This is a genomic window from Pseudomonas sp. MDT2-39-1 (genome assembly GCF_054898085.1).
The window spans coordinates 5,449,522-5,465,283 of the sequence record NZ_CM142716.1 but is presented as its reverse complement, the minus strand read 5'-3'; the positions used below and the strand labels follow the sequence as shown (position 1 = coordinate 5,465,283).

The 15,762-nt window shown below is 61.0% G+C and carries 14 protein-coding genes; 7 read left to right on the top strand and 7 right to left on the bottom strand.

The genetic code is table 11. The features are described 5' to 3' along the window. Window positions 1–109: 109 nt before the first annotated feature. Genes ACYZTM_RS25355 through ACYZTM_RS25340 form a run of 4 tightly spaced genes read right to left on the bottom strand, consistent with a single transcriptional unit; the run spans window position 110 to window position 2,705 of the window. Window positions 110–1,423 (bottom strand): sensor histidine kinase, encoded by a 1,314-nt coding sequence (locus tag ACYZTM_RS25355; protein WP_131059882.1) that lies wholly within the window; start codon window positions 1,421–1,423, stop codon window positions 110–112. Further along, on the bottom strand, window positions 1,420–2,088 hold the full coding sequence (locus ACYZTM_RS25350) for a response regulator transcription factor (protein WP_461985268.1): 669 nt from the start codon (window positions 2,086–2,088) through the stop codon (window positions 1,420–1,422). Before ACYZTM_RS25350 ends, ACYZTM_RS25355 begins: the two co-directional genes overlap by 4 nt. A 3-nt stretch (window positions 2,089–2,091) precedes the next feature. Next, on the bottom strand, window positions 2,092–2,397 hold the full coding sequence (locus ACYZTM_RS25345) for a PepSY domain-containing protein (protein WP_461985266.1): 306 nt from the start codon (window positions 2,395–2,397) through the stop codon (window positions 2,092–2,094). Beyond that, window positions 2,397–2,705 (bottom strand): PepSY domain-containing protein, encoded by a 309-nt coding sequence (locus ACYZTM_RS25340; RefSeq protein WP_461985264.1) that lies wholly within the window; start codon window positions 2,703–2,705, stop codon window positions 2,397–2,399. Before ACYZTM_RS25340 ends, ACYZTM_RS25345 begins: the two co-directional genes overlap by 1 nt. Window positions 2,706–2,975: 270 nt before the next feature. On the opposite strand from ACYZTM_RS25340, the gene ACYZTM_RS25335 reads away from it, so the two are divergent. The 5 genes from ACYZTM_RS25335 (at window position 2,976) to codA (ending at window position 8,415) form a co-directional block, all read left to right on the top strand. Next, window positions 2,976–4,055, top strand: a complete 1,080-nt coding sequence (locus ACYZTM_RS25335) for a patatin-like phospholipase domain-containing protein (RefSeq protein WP_461985262.1) — start codon at window positions 2,976–2,978, stop codon at window positions 4,053–4,055. Window positions 4,056–4,140: 85 nt separating this feature from the next. Next, window positions 4,141–4,497 carry a 6-carboxytetrahydropterin synthase QueD gene (queD, locus tag ACYZTM_RS25330; RefSeq protein ID WP_008152165.1) on the top strand — a complete coding sequence of 119 codons (357 nt, stop codon included), beginning with the start codon at window positions 4,141–4,143 and terminating at the stop codon, window positions 4,495–4,497. Between the two features lie 271 nt (window positions 4,498–4,768). Then, on the top strand, window positions 4,769–5,602 hold the full coding sequence (locus ACYZTM_RS25325; protein WP_461985260.1) for an alpha/beta fold hydrolase: 834 nt from the start codon (window positions 4,769–4,771) through the stop codon (window positions 5,600–5,602). A 280-nt stretch (window positions 5,603–5,882) separates the two neighbouring features. Next, window positions 5,883–7,154 (top strand): cytosine permease, encoded by a 1,272-nt coding sequence (gene codB / locus ACYZTM_RS25320; RefSeq protein ID WP_461985258.1) that lies wholly within the window; start codon window positions 5,883–5,885, stop codon window positions 7,152–7,154. 13 nt (window positions 7,155–7,167) lie between these two features. Then, on the top strand, window positions 7,168–8,415 hold the full coding sequence (codA, locus tag ACYZTM_RS25315) for a cytosine deaminase (protein WP_461985256.1): 1,248 nt from the start codon (window positions 7,168–7,170) through the stop codon (window positions 8,413–8,415). Window positions 8,416–8,517: 102 nt separating this feature from the next. Here codA and ACYZTM_RS25310 read toward each other — a convergent pair whose 3' ends face one another. Then, window positions 8,518–9,510: a diaminopimelate epimerase gene (locus tag ACYZTM_RS25310; protein ID WP_461985254.1), complete on the bottom strand. Its 993-nt coding sequence runs from the start codon at window positions 9,508–9,510 to the stop codon at window positions 8,518–8,520. 420 nt (window positions 9,511–9,930) lie between these two features. Between ACYZTM_RS25310 and ACYZTM_RS25305 the strand changes: the two genes are divergently transcribed. After that, window positions 9,931–10,587, top strand: a complete 657-nt coding sequence (locus ACYZTM_RS25305; protein ID WP_461985252.1) for a carboxymuconolactone decarboxylase family protein — start codon at window positions 9,931–9,933, stop codon at window positions 10,585–10,587. On the opposite strand, the gene ACYZTM_RS25300 is transcribed toward ACYZTM_RS25305, so the two are convergent. Continuing rightward, entirely contained in the window at window positions 10,574–11,725 is a 1,152-nt protein-coding gene (locus tag ACYZTM_RS25300; protein ID WP_461985250.1) for an aromatic ring-hydroxylating oxygenase subunit alpha, read from the bottom strand. The genes ACYZTM_RS25305 and ACYZTM_RS25300 overlap by 14 nt on opposite strands. A gap of 271 nt (window positions 11,726–11,996) precedes the next feature. Between ACYZTM_RS25300 and ACYZTM_RS25295 the strand changes: the two genes are divergently transcribed. Further along, window positions 11,997–13,148, top strand: a complete 1,152-nt coding sequence (locus tag ACYZTM_RS25295) for an MFS transporter (RefSeq protein WP_461985248.1) — start codon at window positions 11,997–11,999, stop codon at window positions 13,146–13,148. Between the two features lie 176 nt (window positions 13,149–13,324). Here the strand turns inward: ACYZTM_RS25295 and ACYZTM_RS25290 are convergent, their stop codons facing one another. Then, complete coding sequence (locus tag ACYZTM_RS25290) at window positions 13,325–15,748, bottom strand: TonB-dependent siderophore receptor (protein WP_461985246.1); 2,424 nt, start codon at window positions 15,746–15,748, stop codon at window positions 13,325–13,327. Window positions 15,749–15,762: the final 14 nt, after the last annotated feature.

Below are 15,762 nucleotides of genomic sequence, written 5' to 3'. Positions count from 1 at the left end.
CTGAAGATCCAAATGTGGGAGCGGGCTTGCTCGCGAAAGCGGTGTGTCAGTCTACATCTCTGTTACCTGACCCGCCGTATTCGCGAGCAAGCCCGCTCCCACAGGGTACTCAGCGTTTGGGTAACTGAATGACAACCTTCAGGCCGCCCCACTCGCTCTCTTCCAACCTCATCACCCCGCCCCACGTGTCGACGATGTCGCGCACAATCCCCAGCCCCAACCCATGCCCATCCGTCTGTTCATCCAGCCGTGTTCCCCGGTCAAGCACTTGATCGCGCTGCGCCTCCGGAATACCCGGCCCATCATCTTCCACGCTCAACTCAAACCCTTCAGCCGTCTCGACCACGCTCAAACGAACCTCGGCATCCGCCCATTTGCAGGCGTTATCCAGGAGATTGCCCAACAGTTCGAGCAAGTCCTCGCGATCCCACGGCAGCTGCAAACCGGTCGGTGCGCGGTAGCTCAGGTTCAGGTGTTCGCCGTGAATCATGTTCAACGTCGCCAGCAGCCCCGGCAATTCGGCATCGCAATCAAACAACGCCCCCGGCAGCGCATCGCCGGACAATCGGGCGCGATTGAGTTCGCGATTGAGTCGCTGCTGGACCTGTTCCAGTTGCGCCTTGAGGAGCTTGCGCAGTTCGGGATGAGCGTCGAGCTTCTCGCTTGAAGCCACGCTCAACAACACCGCCAACGGCGTTTTCAGCGCATGCCCGAGGTTGCCCAAGGCATTGCGCGAACGCTTTAGGCTGTCTTCGGTGTGCGCGAGTAAATGGTTGATCTGCGCCACCAGCGGCTCCAGCTCCACCGGCACCTGGTCATCGAGTTGCGAGCGCTGGCCCTGCTGCAACTGAGCGATTTGCTCACGGGCCTTTTCCAGTGGACGCAAGGCGCGGCGCACGGTGATGCGTTGCAGCAGCAGAATCAGCAGCAGCCCCGCCAGCCCGAGGCCCAGACCGAGCTGTTGCATGCGCCGGAAGCTTTCGCGCACCGGCGTGTAGTCCTGCGCCACGCTGATCGAAATCGACTGCCCGAGCCGCCGATAATCCGAACGCAGCACCAGCAATTGCTGGCCTTCCGGACCGAGTTGCAGGTTGCTGTGCAAGCCGGGATGGTCGAGTGGCGGCAGTTCCTGATCCCACAACGAGCGGGAGCGCCAATGTTTATCGGCAAAATCAATACGGAAATAATGCCCGGAAAACGGCCGTTGATAGGCCGGTGACAGGTGCCGTTCATCCAGTTGCAGCCCCTGCGGCCCGCGCACCAATGCCACCAGCAGGTTTTCGCTGTCGTTGCGCAAACCGTCTTCGAGGTAGCGTTGCAGCCCCATTTCGAACAACCACAGGCTGGTTTGCGCCAGCACCAGGCCGACGACCACCATTACGCTGATCAGCCCCAGGCTCAAGCGGCGCTGAATCGACCTCACTGCGCTTGCCCGCCGAACAGGTAACCCTGGCCGCGACGGGTTTCGATCACTGTGCGCCCAAGTTTGCGCCGCAGGTGGTTGACGTGAACTTCGAGCACGTTGGAGTCGCGCTCGGTTTCACCGTCGTAGAGGTGTTCGGCGAGGTGGCTTTTGGAAAGGATCTGCTCGGGGTGCAGCATGAAATAGCGCAGCAGGCGGAATTCAGCGGCGGTCAGCTGGATATCGGCGCCGTCGCGGGTCACGCACTGACGACCCTCATCCAGGTGCAGCCCCGCCGCCTTGAGCGTCGGCTGGTTGGCCTGACCGTGGGAGCGACGCAACAACGCCTGAACCCGCAGGTGCAGCTCTTCGGGGTGGAACGGTTTGGTCAGGTAATCGTCGGCGCCGGCCTTGAGGCCTTCGATGCGCTCGGCCCAGGAACCACGTGCCGTGAGGATCAGCACAGGTGTCGCCAAACCACCGGCCCGCCATTGCGTCAGCACCTCAAGCCCCGGCAAACCCGGCAGGCCGAGGTCGAGGATGATCAGGTCATACGGCTCGCTGCTGCCCTGATACACCGCGTCGCGGCCATCGGCCAGCCAGTCTACGGCATATCCTTGCCGGTTGAGGCCGGCCATCAATTCGTCGGCCAGCGGCACGTGGTCTTCCACCAGAAGCAAACGCATCGATCAATCTTCCTTGTCTTTCAGTAACTGGCCAGTGGCGGCGTCGAGGTCCAGTTCACGGACCACGCCTTCGCTGGTCAGCAACTCGACTTCATAAATGTAGACGTCATGTTTTTCTTCAAGCTCGGCCTCCAGCAATTTGGACCCGGGATACAGGTCCAGCGCCTTTTGCAGGAGCTGCTCCAGCGGCAGAATCACGCCCTGCTGACGCAAGCGCAGGGCTTCATCCTGATCGAGGTCGCGGGCCATGACGACCGAGCAGAACGCCAGAAGCAGCAGCGCCATGCATGAAAATGAAAACACCTTCATTACGTATCCTGATGATCCTTGAGAACCTGCCCGCTGACAGCGTCTAATTCCAGATCCCACTCGATGCCTTGTGGGTCGCGCAGCTCAACCTGGTAGATGTACTTGCCGTACTCTTCTTCCAGCTCGGTCCCGCTGATAGTAGAACCGGGGTGTTTGGCCAGAGCGGTGGCGTTGAGCTTCTCGAAAGACACAATGGTACCAGCGTCGCGCAGCCGCAGGGCTTCATCTGGGCCCAGGTCACGGGCGTAGGCCAGGCTGGCGGTCATGGCGATGATGGACGCGGTGAACAGGGCAGTCAGGGTTTTCATGGGGTGTCTCCGTATTTTTTTATGTGTTGCCTACGGAGGGCACCTTAGCGAGCTGAACTTAACTGAAACTGAATCGCCATCATTGATGATAACAGCGTGACATCATCGACCTGCGCAAAACCCTGTAGGAGCCAGGCTTGCCGGCGAAGGCATCCTTGAAATTGCCTTCGCCGGCAAGCCTGGCTCCTACAGGTTTTGCATTCAGCAAAAAGGTTTTGCATCACCCACACCTGTTTATAATCCGCCCGCTTGCCAGACATCGAGACCGGTATGACCGCCATCCACATCAAGTTCCCTTCCCTGACCCTCAAGGCGGGCCCTCGTGCCTTGGCGCGCATCCGTGCAAACGGTTTGAACGCCGCCGATGTCGGCACGCTGCCGGGTGCCGCCGGAGGGCCAAAAGCCCTGGGGATTCAAGGTCTGGACCTGGCGTTGTTTGGCGAGTGGCTGCCGGCCGCGCCTCGCGAGCGCTCGCTGATCGGAGCCTCGGTGGGCTCCTGGCGCTTCGCCAGCGCCTGTCTGCCGGATGCTGCCGAAGGCATCCGTCGCCTGGGTCGTCTGTACACCGAGCAGAATTTCGCCAAGGGCGTGACCATGGCGCAGATTAGCCAGAGCTCCCGGCGCATGCTCGATGAGCTGCTGGACGGTCACGATGCGTCGATTCTGGACAACGCCCATTACCGCCTGAACATCATGGTGGTCAAAAGCCACGGCCTGCTCGCGGACGATCATCGCGGCCGCCTCGGGCTGGGCCTGTCGTCGGTGATCGCCGACAACCTGCGCGGCCGGGCGCGACTGTCGCGGCACTTCGAACGGCTGATCATCCACGACCCGCGCCAGGCCCCGCCGGTCAACACACTCAACGATTTCCCGTCGCGCTTCGTCGCGCTGAATGCCGGCAACCTGCGTCAGGCCCTGCTCGCCTCGGGCTCGATCCCGATGGTGATGGAAGGCGTGCGGGATCTGCCGGGCGCAGGCGCGGGGACGTTCCGCGATGGCGGCCTGCTCGACTATCACCTCGACCTGCCCTACAGCGGCAACGACATCGTGCTGTATCCGCACTTCACCGACCGGGTGATTCCCGGCTGGTTCGACAAGACCCTGCCGTGGCGCCGCGCCTGCCCTGCGCGGTTGCAGGACGTTCTGCTGTTGGCGCCGTCGAAGGACTACTTGGCGCGCCTGCCCTACGGCAAGCTGCCGGACCGCAATGACTTCAAGCGGTTCATGGGCGATGCCCCGAGCCGGCAGAAATACTGGCGTGCGACGATGGACGAAAGCCGTCGCCTCGGTGACGAGTTCCTCGAACTGACCGCCAATGGTCGCCTCGGCGAGCGCTTGCTGACCCTTTAGTCAGTGTTTTGCCCGGCGCTCTGGTAAACTCGCCGCCTGCCCACATCGCCGCGGCGATCGCCACCTGACAGAGCTGAAAATCACTGTGGAAATCTTCAAAGAGTTTACGTTCGAATCCGCCCACCGCCTGCCTCACGTACCGGAAGGCCACAAGTGCGGCCGCCTGCACGGTCACTCGTTCAAAGTAGCGATTCACTTGAGCGGCGACCTCGACCCGCACACCGGCTGGATCCGCGACTTCTCGGAAATCAAGGCGATCTTCAAGCCGCTCTACGAGCGCCTGGACCACAACTACCTGAACGACATTCCTGGCCTGGAAAACCCGACCAGCGAAGTGCTGGCCAAGTTTATCTGGAAGGAATTGAAGCCCCTGCTGCCGGAGCTGAGCGCGATCCGTATCCACGAGACGTGCACCAGCGGCTGCATCTATCACGGCGAATAAGCCGCTCTAAAAGACAACACAGATCCCTTTGTGGGAGCGGGCTTTTTGTGGTGAGGGGATTTTGTGGCGAGGGGATTTATCCCCGTTGGGTCGCGCAGCGGCCCCAAAATTTCTGGGACTGCTGCGCAGTCCGACGGGGATAAATCCCCTCGCCACAAAGGCTCGCTCCCACTGGGAGGATGCGTTTCGTCAGTGATACAGAAAACAGCCTTCATTGGCTGTTTTTTTATGCCTATGCTTTTTGGCTCGAACACGCCAGGAGGACATCCCCATGAACGCTGACTGGCCGCTGGCTCAGACCTATCGCTTCAACGGACACTCCGTTCGCTACGCCGTACGGGGCGACGGCCCGCCGTTGGTGTTTGTGCACGGCACGCCATTTTCCTCTTACGTGTGGCACCGCATCGCTGCGCACTTCATCACCACACACCGGGTGCATTACTTCGACCTGCTGGGGTATGGGCAATCCGATAAAATCGCCGGCGACGTATCGCTGGGCGTGCAGAACGACCTGTTGGCGAACTTGCTCGATCACTGGGGCCTGGAGCGGCCGGACGTGGTGGCTCACGACTTCGGCGGCGCCACCGCACTGCGCGCGCACCTGCTGAACGGCAAGGATTACCGCAGCCTGACGCTGATTGATCCGGTGGCGCTGACGCCATGGGGTTCGCCGTTCGTGCAGCATGTGCGCCAGCACGAAGCGGCGTTCAGCGGACTGCCCGATTACATTCAGCGGGCGATCGTGCCGGCCTATATTCGCGGGGCGATCAAGCGTGACATCCCCGATGAAGAACTCGACCCGTATGTGCAACCGTGGCTGGGCGATCCCGGGCAAGCGGCGTTCTATCGGCAGATTGCGCAAATGGATGAGCGTTATACCCGTGAGGCCGAAGGGCTGTACCCGACGGTACGTTGCCCGGTGCAGATTCTGTGGGGCGAGGACGATCAGTGGATTCCCATTGAGCGTGGACGGGCGCTGCATCAGATGATTGCGGGGTCGCAGTTTCACCCCATTCCCAATGCCGGACATCTGGTTCAGGAGGATGCGCCGGAGGCTATCGTCGCTGCGTTGCTGAAGTTTTTGCCGTTAATCCAATCCCCCTGAAGAAACCAAATCCCCTGTGGGAGCGACCTGTGGCGAGGGGATTTATCCCCGTTGGACTGCGCAGCAGTCCTAGCGATTTTGGGGCCGCTGCGCGACCCAACGGGGATAAATCCCCTCGCCACAGGTCGCTCCTACATGGATTCCATGTTCCTGCAGATGCACTGCTTTCGTGCCGACCACCCTCCTAACGCCCGTGCTCGTCTATACATAACTAAGCCATCCCCGCTTGGCACGACCACTGCAACCCCTCCCGCGTCCCCCACTCAGCAAGGAACGCCACATGACGCAAAACGATCCGGGCAACGATTACCCCCTAAGCGAAGTGCCGATGCATGCCCGCAAGGGCCTCGCCTCCACGGCCATGGTGCTGCTGGGTTTCACCTTCTTCACGGCCACGATGTTCGCCGGCGGCAAGCTCGGCGTGGCGTTCAGTTTTGGCGAGATGATGGCGGTGATTATCGTCGGCAATCTGCTGCTGGGGATCTATGCCGCAGGACTGGGTTACATCGCTTTCAAAAGCGGCCTGAATTCGGTATTGATGGGGCGTTTTTGCTTCGGTGAGGTCGGCAGCAAGCTCAGCGACTTGATCCTCGGCTTCACCCAGATCGGCTGGTACGCCTGGGGCACGGCCACGGCCGCCGTGGTGCTGGGCAAGTATTTCGAACTGAGTGAGGGTGCCGTTCTGGGCCTGATGGTGTTGTTCGGCCTGGCCTTTTGCGCTACCGCGTATGTCGGTTATCGCGGGCTGGAAATCCTCTCGTACATCGCGGTGCCGGCGATGATGTTGCTGCTGATGCTGTCGATGTGGGTCGCCACGGTAAAGGTCGGCGGGCTCGATGGGTTGCTGGCGGTGGTCCCGACGGGAACGCTGGATTGGTCGACCGCGATTACCTTGGTGTTCGGCACCTTCGTCAGCGGCGCCACCCAGGCGACCAACTGGACGCGCTTCTCCCGCTCCGCCCGAGTCGCAGTGCTGGCGAGCCTGATCGGCTTTTTTATCGGCAACGGCTTGATGGTGTTGATCGGTGCCTACGGGGCCATCGTCTACCAGCAACCGGACGTGGTCGAAGTACTGCTGTTGCAAGGTTTCGCCATGGCCGCGATGGCCATGTTGCTGCTCAACATCTGGAGCACCCAGGACAACACCATCTACAACTTCGCCGTCGCCGGCTGCAACCTGCTGCGCACCGGTCGTCGCAAAACCGTGACCCTGGCCGGCGCGGTGATCGGCACATTGCTCGCACTGCTGGGCATGTACGACATGCTGGTGCCTTATCTGATCCTGTTGGGCACGGTCATACCGCCGATAGGTGGGGTCATCATGGCGGATTTTTTCTTCCGCTATCGTGGTCAATATCCTCGTCTGGCCGATGCTCGATTGCCGGCGTTCAACTGGCCCGGTTTGACCGCCTATGCCGTCGGCACCGTCGCCGCGTTCAGCTCGCCCTGGATCGCGCCACTGGTAGGGATTGCCGCTGCCGCGCTAACGTATGTGCTACTGACCTGCGTACTGGGTGCCCGTGCCGCTGAAGCTCCATTACAAGATCTATAAAAGGATTCGCCTGATGCACATCATCAACGCCCGCCTGCGCAACCAAGAAGGCCTGCATGAGTTGCACCTGGAAAACGGCCTGATTCGCACCATCGCCCGTCAGACCGAAGCCCCGACCCTGGGCCCCGATGACCTCGACGCCGGCGGTAATCTGGTGGTGCCGCCCTTCGTCGAACCACACATTCACCTCGACGCCACCCTCACCGCCGGCGAGCCGCGCTGGAACATGAGCGGCACGCTGTTCGAAGGGATCGAGTGCTGGGGCGAACGCAAGGTGACCATCACCGAGGAAGACACCAAGACCCGCGCCAAGAAAACCATCCAGACCCTCGCCGCCCACGGCATCCAGCATGTGCGCACCCACGTCGACGTCACCGACCCGCAACTGACCGCGCTCAAGGCGATGCTCGAAGTGCGCGAGGAAAGCCGCCACCTGATCGACATGCAAATCGTCGCGTTCCCGCAGGAAGGCATCGAGTCCTATCGCAACGGACGGGAACTGATGGAAGAAGCGATCAGCATGGGCGCCGATGTGGTCGGCGGTATTCCACACTTCGAATACACCCGCGATCAGGGCGTCAGCTCGGTGAAGTTTCTGATGGACCTGGCCGAGCGCACTGGCTGCCTGGTGGACGTGCATTGCGACGAAACCGACGACCCGCATTCACGCTTTCTGGAAGTGCTGGCCGAAGAAGCCCGCAGCCGCGACATGGGTTCACGGGTGACCGCCAGCCACACCACGGCCATGGGTTCTTATGACAACGCCTACTGCGCCAAACTCTTCCGCCTGCTCGGGCATTCAGGCATCAGTTTTGTCTCCTGCCCCACCGAAAGCATTCACCTGCAAGGGCGCTTCGACAACTTCCCGAAACGCCGGGGCGTGACCCGGGTGAATGAGTTGCTGGAAGCAGGCATGAACGTGTGTTTCGGCCAGGACTCGATCGTTGACCCGTGGTATCCGCTGGGCAATGGCAACATTTTGCGGGTGCTGGAAGCCGGTCTGCACATCTGCCACATGCTCGGTTACCGCAACCTGCAAAGTGCGCTGGACCTGGTCACCGACAACAGCGCCAAGGCCATGAACCTTGGGGACCGTTATGGGCTGGAGGCCGGACGGCCGGCAAATTTACTGATCCTGTCGGCGGACAGTGACTACGAGGTGATCCGCAGTCAGGGGTTGCCGTTGTATTCGGTTCGCGATGGCAAGGTACTGATGAAGCGGACGATGCCGGTGGTGGAGTTCAGTGGTGGTTTGAGCTGAGATTTTCGTGAATCCGATGGCCTCTTCGCGGGCAAGCCTCGCTCCTACAGGTTCGGTGATCCTCTGTGGGAGCGAGGCTTGCCCGCGAAGGCAATCTTCAATTCACCCCATCAACCGAGCCGTACCGAATAACCTGACCCGACTCAATTCCCCCTCCGACTCCTCCAAAAAAATCGGCGCCGTGCCGCCCGGCATAACCACCTTCACCTCTCCCGCCGCGATCCAACCCACCCGCCAGGCCGCACACGCCACCGCACTGGCGCTGGTGCCCGACGACGCCGTCGGCCCTTCTCCACGCTCAAACACCCGCGCCACCACTCGCCCCTCGGACTCAAGCATCGCCCATTGCAAATTCACCCCCGCCGCACACGGTTGCCCTGCCCCGGCCGGTGCGGCGTAGGCAATGCGCATCAAGCCATGGGCCAATGGCGGTTCACGCATCTGCTCATTACTTGGCAACGCGTTGGCATTTGCCAGCAACGTCACGCAATGCGGATTACCGATGCGCACAAACTGGCTGCGGTTCCAGGCAGGATCAAGCGCCGACAACGGCTGCACATGGCTGACTTCGCGCCCATTCAGCGTCACGCCTTCAACCTCGCGCGCGCCCACCGCTTGCGGCCCGAACGAAGGTTTGCCCAAATCCAGCCAGAACCCTCGCACGTTGTCGACCTCGGCGGGTTTCACCGAAGTTTCCACCGGAGAAACCGCATCGCCTTTGTCGTGATAAACCCGCAGCAGGCACGCCTCCTCCTGAGGCATCAATCCTTGCTCGCTGAGCGCCTGGGAAAAAATCGTCAGCCCATTGCCACTGCGCTCGGCCAAGGTCCCGTCGGTATTGACGATCAACAGATCAAACGGCGGCAGCGATTGAAACGGCCCCACCAACAGCCCGTCGCAACGATGGTCTTTGCTGCCCGGCGGTTGTGTGCCGGGCGCCCAACGGCAGTACGCCTCGATGGCCGCCAACGCCCAGCGCTCGCGGACTTGCGCAGCGTCGCTGGCCCGGTCAGGCAAATCGATACCGCTATCGCGCACGGCGTCGGGCGCCACCACCGCGTAGATATTGCCTCGTGCATCGTAGAACGGCGTCATGGAGCGTTCCTGGAGTCAGTCTGAAAAGTGCCTGTACTGTAGGCGTCAAACTCCAGCGATGAAATACCGCCCCGGCGTCACGCAGATCGATCCGCAAACGCCCGAGCATCAACGTACGGCCGCGCCTCGGGACATTCTCCAGGCGTTGCCCGCGCTACGAGCCTTGGGCTTGTTCGAACTGATGCAGGTGCGAGACCCGGTACTTAGGGCGTTGTGCGATCACGAGCAAGGCGGTCCCCCAGGCACTCCGTTATAGATCGGTCACATCTTATTGCGAATAAGTCTACAACCCCTGTCATTTATGACAGCAGACAATCCTTCGAACCGGCTCCAGAGTGAAGCTGTTTATTCACAGCCCTGAGGCACGTTTGGATTGGCCATGAAGGCCGACGTGTTGCAGGTCTGAAAAGAGGACGCGGCATGAGCAGCAAACAACCACTAAATCCCATGGAAACGCTGTACCACGAGGGCCGGGAAACCTTTATCGACCTGGTGCCTGACGGCGGCGCCCGACTGGACGCACTGTTTAGAACGGTTCCGGCCCTGGGCGAACTGGCGGTCGGTGTCGTTTACGGTTACTTGCATGGTCGTGCGGACCTGGACCCTCGTCTGCGCGAAGCGGTGTCGCTCGCCGCGATTGTCGCGGCCGGCATGGTCGGGCCACCGTTGAGCGTGCATTTCAAGACGGGGTTAGCCTCGGGGCTCGCGCCGGGAGAGATCACCGGGATAGTACTGCAGGCTTCAGCCTTCGTCGGTTTCCCGAGGGCCGTGGTCACGGCCGATCAGTTCAATCGACTGTTTGACGAAGCCGCAATTGTCTCACCTCCCGCACCTCCACCGCGTGAGGTGGCGCTCGCGTTTTGCGAGCAAGTCCGCAAGGGCAAACCTCCCACGTCCCTGAGTGCCGTGATCAAACGCCTGCTGCGCCATGCACATCGCTTGTCGGTTCAGGCGACAGCGGCCAACACCGTCATTGTTGAATGTTTCGACGGGGAGCATGCCCGTCCGGCGGCGCTTTTGCACATCTTGGTGGAAGGGACGCAGGTCATCGCAGTGACACGCTTTACTGCCCGTTGATTGCCGTCTGAATCGCACAATGAAAATAGCGCAGGGCCGGCTCATTTCTGCCGAATGTCAGGTAGCGTTGCGCGCTGGAGGCATAACCTTTCTGTAGATGTCTGGCCATTTGAAAGTCCTCGCCATCGACGGTCTTCATAAGAAGGGTCATGTTCTTGTCCCAATGATCTTTCTCTTTTGACGACGTTGGTGCTGTTGGAACATGCAGCGACACTTCGATAAAGCATTGATCGACGCATCCCGGGCCTGCGGGAAATATCCGCCACACCTCCAGATGATCGCCCTGCCAAACCAGAAGCGTATTGGGGAACAGCAGGTAGATAATTGCCGAATACCGGAGCAGGTCCCATTGCTCTTCGGGTTGACCGACAAACTCGACAATGGAGCGACGCGGCATGATCAGCCGTAAATTCGCTCCGAGTCCTTCGAAATGACTGGTATTGGGTATAAAAATCGGCAGCACCGTTTGCCGATGCAGGGTTGAAAAATGCCAGTTCTCCAGAAACGTATCGATCACTACTTTCCAGTTAAAGTGCCTGCGTAAACGCCTCGTTTCGTAGTGCGAGTAATGCTGGAAGCCGAAATCCCTAACCTCATTGGCCAACGGTTCGAGTACTTCGGCTTCATTGATCTGCCCGCCCGGCATCGGGTGTACCCAGATCAACCCATGCTGTTCCAGAACACTCAGGCGAGTCAGATTGCGTTCGGCGCAACTCAACCCCTCAAAACTGCCGGGTGGATTCAGCCGTTGCAACCGCCCATCCAGACCATAGGCCCAGCCGTGATACGGACAGGTCATCGCACCCGCGATGTTTCCCGATCCGATCAGCAGCCTCGCACCACGATGTCGGCAAACATTGATGAAAGCGTTCAATGATCCCTCGTTGTCGCGCACGACCAGAACCGGCACACCGCTTAAATCGTCGGTCAGGTAGTCACCCGGGCAAACCAGTTGCGAGCCAAGCCCGATCATCAAGGGTCGCAAGTCAAACAGATGCCGTTGTTCCCGTTGCAGCTGAACGAGGCTGGTATATGACTCGACAGGGTTCAAGTAAATGGCATCGGCCATGCTGGTCTGTCGCTGCTCAATCATTGTGAGCAGAGATTTCAAGAGTAAAACCTGAGTGGGATGATCCATATCGCCTCCAGTCTGTCCTGATCACCAAGTCATTGATGTATCGCGAACAGCTGGCTTCGTTCTAGGCGCAAAAAAAGGTGCTGTAAACTGTCAGAATTTACAGGTTCCTCCGTAAACCGACCGATCAATGGAAGCACTTGCACTCGCGACACAGGCGCCGGCTGTGCAACGATGTCGCCCTGCCTGACCGCAAACCTGCGCGGACGCTGACCGAACCCCATGGGTCAGTCACTGTCCCTTGGGTACGCGACGTTTTTTGCCAAGGATCGATATGACCAACCTCAATACCCAAGCCACATTTGTTCCCGGACGCCTGGAACAGATGTCCACCCGCATCGCCTTTTTCATCGCTGGTCTGGGCATCGCCGCGTGGGCGCCGCTGGTGCCGTATGCCAAGGCGCGGGCCGGGCTCGACGAAGGAACGCTCGGGCTGTTGCTGCTGTGCCTGGGGGTGGGCTCGATTCTGGCGATGCCGATGGCTGGCCACTTGGCGACCCGTTTCGGGTGCCGTCGAGTGGCAACCGGAGGAACGTTATTGATTTGCGCGGCGTTGCCGTTATTGGCAACGGTGTCGTCGATACCGGCATTGATCGCCACGCTGTTCATGTTCGGCGCAGGCCTGGGCACGGTGGATTCGACGGTGAACCTGCAAGCGGTGATCGTCGAACGCGCCAGCGGCAAGAACATGATGTCGGGGTTTCACGGGATGTTCAGCCTCGGCGGGATTGTCGGCGCGGCGGGTGTCAGCGCCCTGCTCGGCCTGGGTCTTTCGCCGCTCGGGGCGATGGCGGTGGTGATTGTCGTGCTGGTGCTGGCCTTGCTCAAAGCGGCGCCGCACCTGTTGCCTTACGGCAGCGAAAGCTCGGGACCTGCGTTTGCGGTGCCCCATGGCATCGTGCTGTTTATCGGCGGCATGTGTTTCATCTTATTCCTCGCCGAAGGCGCGGCGCTCGACTGGAGCGCGGTGTTCCTGGTGCAGGAACGCGGGATCGACACAGCGTACGCGGGCCTGGGTTACGCGGCGTTTGCGCTGACCATGACCGCCGGGCGGCTGACTGGAGACAGGATTGTCCGGCGTCTGGGGGCGACTCGAGTGATGGTGTTCGGCGGCCTGACGGCGGCGGCGGGTCTGGCGTTGGCGACGTTTGCGCCGGCCTGGGAGGCTGCGCTGGTCGGGTATGCGTTACTGGGTGCGGGTTGCTCGAATATTGTGCCGGTGCTGTATACCGCGGTCGGTAAACAGACGGTCATGCCTGAGCACATTGCGGTGCCGGCCATTACCACTTTGGGCTACGCGGGGATACTCGCGGGCCCGGCAGTGATCGGGTTTATCGCCCATGCCAGCAGTTTGAGTTTTGCGTTTGGGTTGATGGCAGTGCTGCTGGTGGCGGTGGCCATTGGCGGGAAAGTGTTGAGGGTTTAAAAGCTTCGCGGGCAAGTCGGATTGCGAAGCGGTGTGTCACACAACAGCTTTGTCGACTGTGAAGCCGCCTTCGCGAGCAAGCCCGCTCCCACAGTGTCCGTGTCGAACACAAAATCCATGAACGCCACTGAACCTGTGGGAGCGGGCTTGCTCGCGAATGAAGTCACCTCGGTCTATCAGAACCCGACGCTGGCCTGGACAAAGAACGTGCGCGGCGCGCCGACGTACATCCCCGAGTTGTTGTCGCTGGAGCGGGTGAAGTACTGCTTGTCAAAGATGTTTTTCACCCCGGCGCCGACTTTCAGGTTCGAAAGCGTCGCGCCGAAGTCGTAACCACCACGCACGTTCCAGGTCACGTAACCCGGAATGTCGCCGTACTGACCATCGGCGCTGCCTTCGGTGATGTAGTTGTTGGTGAAGCTGCCGTCGGCGTTCACTGCAACGCCTGGTGAGTGCTGCTTGGACTGGGCGAAGGCGTCGAGGTTGTAGGTCCAGCGGTTGATGTCGTAACGCAGGCCGGCGGTCGCTACCTGGCGCGAGTAGAACGGCAGGTCACGGCCCTTGAAGCCTGGAATTTCACCTTCATACACGGCGCGGGTGTAAGTGAACCCGGCGTTGGCGGTCAGGCCGTCGAGTCGTGGGTCCAGCGCCGCCATGTTGTAGTGCACCGATGCCTCGATGCCCTGATGCGTGGTCGCGCCGAGGTTGGTCCAGCCTGCGTCGTTGCTGATGTATTGCAACTCTTTATCGAAGTCGATGTAGAACGCCGTCAACTCGCCGCCCCACACCTCATTGTTGTAGCGCGTGCCGACTTCATAGGTCTTGGCCTTTTCCGGCTCCAGGCCATTGGCCGGTTCGTCCCCCGCGCCCCCCTGGCCGAGCTGGAAATACTGCAGGCTGCCAAACGATGTTTCGTAGTTGGCGAACAGCTTCCACTCTTCCGACAGGTGATACATCACGCTCAGGGCCGGCAGCGGCTCGTTGCTTTCGATGCTGCGGTTCTTCTCCGGTACGCGTCTGCCGGCGGTGTCGAGCACGGCGCGGTCGTGCCAGTCGGTGCTGATGTGTTCGAAGCGGATGCCAGGGGTGATGGTCCAGTTACCGACATCGATTTTGTTATCGACGTAGACCGAGTTGGCTTCAGTGCCGCCGGTACGGTCCTGGTACACATGCCCGTCCGAACCCGGACGCACCACCGGTTCGTTGTTGACCAGCGCCAGGCGGCTCGCCTGTTCGTGCATAGCTTCCTTGAGGTAGCGATAACCGACACTGACTTCCTGGGTGGTCGGGCCGACGTCGAACACACGGGACACCCGCGGCTCGATGCCGACGGTGTAGTAAGTGCGCGGGAACGAACCCAGGGTTTTCTGATCGCGAGCGGCGATGTTGCTGCCACGGAAGCTGTCGGTGTAGTAAGTCAGCACTTCGGCCTGGGTGCGGTCGTCGAGCTGCCGCGTCCACTTGAACGAGACATCCTTGCGGCGCCCGCTGAAGTTGTCGTTGTTGCGGTCGGACTGAAACGGGTCGGCGTCGTACTGCTTCTGGGTCAGGCCGCCAGGCATGTCCGCGCTGGCGTCGTAGTAGTGAAAGTTGAGGCTGAAATCGTCGACATCGGTGGGCGCCCAGTGAGTCTTGAGAATCACGTCGTCGATGTCATTGCCGTTGTTGCGCTCGCGGTAACCGTTGCCGTTCACGCCCGAGTACAACAGCGCCACGCCGATGCCGTTGTCTGCGGTGCCGCCGAGGAATGCGGTGTCGATGTGCTTCCAGCCGCCGTGCTGGGAAGTTTCCAGGGTGGTGCCGATCTCACCGGTAGCTTTTTCCGGGATCGCGCGCGTCACGAAGTTGATCACGCCACCGACGTTCTGCGGCCCATAACGTACGGAACCGGCGCCGCGCACCACGTCGATGCTGTCGAGGTTGCCGGAGGAAATCGGCGCCATGGACAATTGTGGCTGGCCGTACGGCGCGAAGGCTGCCGGCACGCCGTCGATCAGCACCGTAGAGCGGGGCGACAGGCGCGATGTCAGGCCGCGCACGCCGACGTTCAGGGAAATGTCGCTGCCGCCGGTGCCGTTGGCGTCCTGGACTTGCACGCCAGGTACGCGCTTCAACACGTCGCCGACGTTCATGGCGCCCTGCTCGACCATGGCTTCGCGGCGGATCACCGTACGGGCGCCGGGATGGTTCTGCACCACCGCCGCGTCGGCATCGCCAAGCCAGTCGCCGACCACTTTGATGTCGGTCACGCCCAGTTCGATCGGGCCGGCCGCTGCGGAAGTCGGCGCGGGCGTCAGGGTCACCGAGCCTTCATCGATCTGATATTGCAGGCCGCTGCCTTGCAGCAATTGGCGCAACGCCTGCTCCGGCGAGAGGTCGCCGTCGACGGCTGGCGCCTGTTTGCCGGCCACCAGTTCAGGGCTGAAGAAAACCTGCAGCGACGTCTGCTGCCCCAACTCACTCAAGGCCTGACCCAACGGCTGCGCGGGAATATGGATGCCGTCGGCGGCGAATGCCTGCGGTAACGCAGCACTGACGGCCAGGGCGAGCGCGAGTCGCAGCCAAGGGGAATTGTTGTTTTTAGCGGTGGTTTTCTTCACGTCGAACATTGTCC

Excerpts from the sequence above, each read along its gene's own strand:
- ACYZTM_RS25350 (WP_461985268.1), bottom strand. The coding sequence starts at position 2,088 with ATGCGTTTGCTTCTGGTGGAAGACCACGTGCCGCTGGCCGACGAATTG.
- ACYZTM_RS25345 (WP_461985266.1), bottom strand. The coding sequence starts at position 2,397 with ATGAAGGTGTTTTCATTTTCATGCATGGCGCTGCTGCTTCTGGCGTTC.
- ACYZTM_RS25340 (WP_461985264.1), bottom strand. The coding sequence starts at position 2,705 with ATGAAAACCCTGACTGCCCTGTTCACCGCGTCCATCATCGCCATGACC.
- ACYZTM_RS25335 (WP_461985262.1), top strand. The coding sequence starts at position 2,976 with ATGACCGCCATCCACATCAAGTTCCCTTCCCTGACCCTCAAGGCGGGC.
- ACYZTM_RS25325 (WP_461985260.1), top strand. The coding sequence starts at position 4,769 with ATGAACGCTGACTGGCCGCTGGCTCAGACCTATCGCTTCAACGGACAC.
- codB (WP_461985258.1), top strand. The coding sequence starts at position 5,883 with ATGACGCAAAACGATCCGGGCAACGATTACCCCCTAAGCGAAGTGCCG.
- codA (WP_461985256.1), top strand. The coding sequence starts at position 7,168 with ATGCACATCATCAACGCCCGCCTGCGCAACCAAGAAGGCCTGCATGAG.
- ACYZTM_RS25310 (WP_461985254.1), bottom strand. The coding sequence starts at position 9,510 with ATGACGCCGTTCTACGATGCACGAGGCAATATCTACGCGGTGGTGGCG.
- ACYZTM_RS25305 (WP_461985252.1), top strand. The coding sequence starts at position 9,931 with ATGAGCAGCAAACAACCACTAAATCCCATGGAAACGCTGTACCACGAG.
- ACYZTM_RS25300 (WP_461985250.1), bottom strand. The coding sequence starts at position 11,725 with ATGGATCATCCCACTCAGGTTTTACTCTTGAAATCTCTGCTCACAATG.
- ACYZTM_RS25295 (WP_461985248.1), top strand. The coding sequence starts at position 11,997 with ATGACCAACCTCAATACCCAAGCCACATTTGTTCCCGGACGCCTGGAA.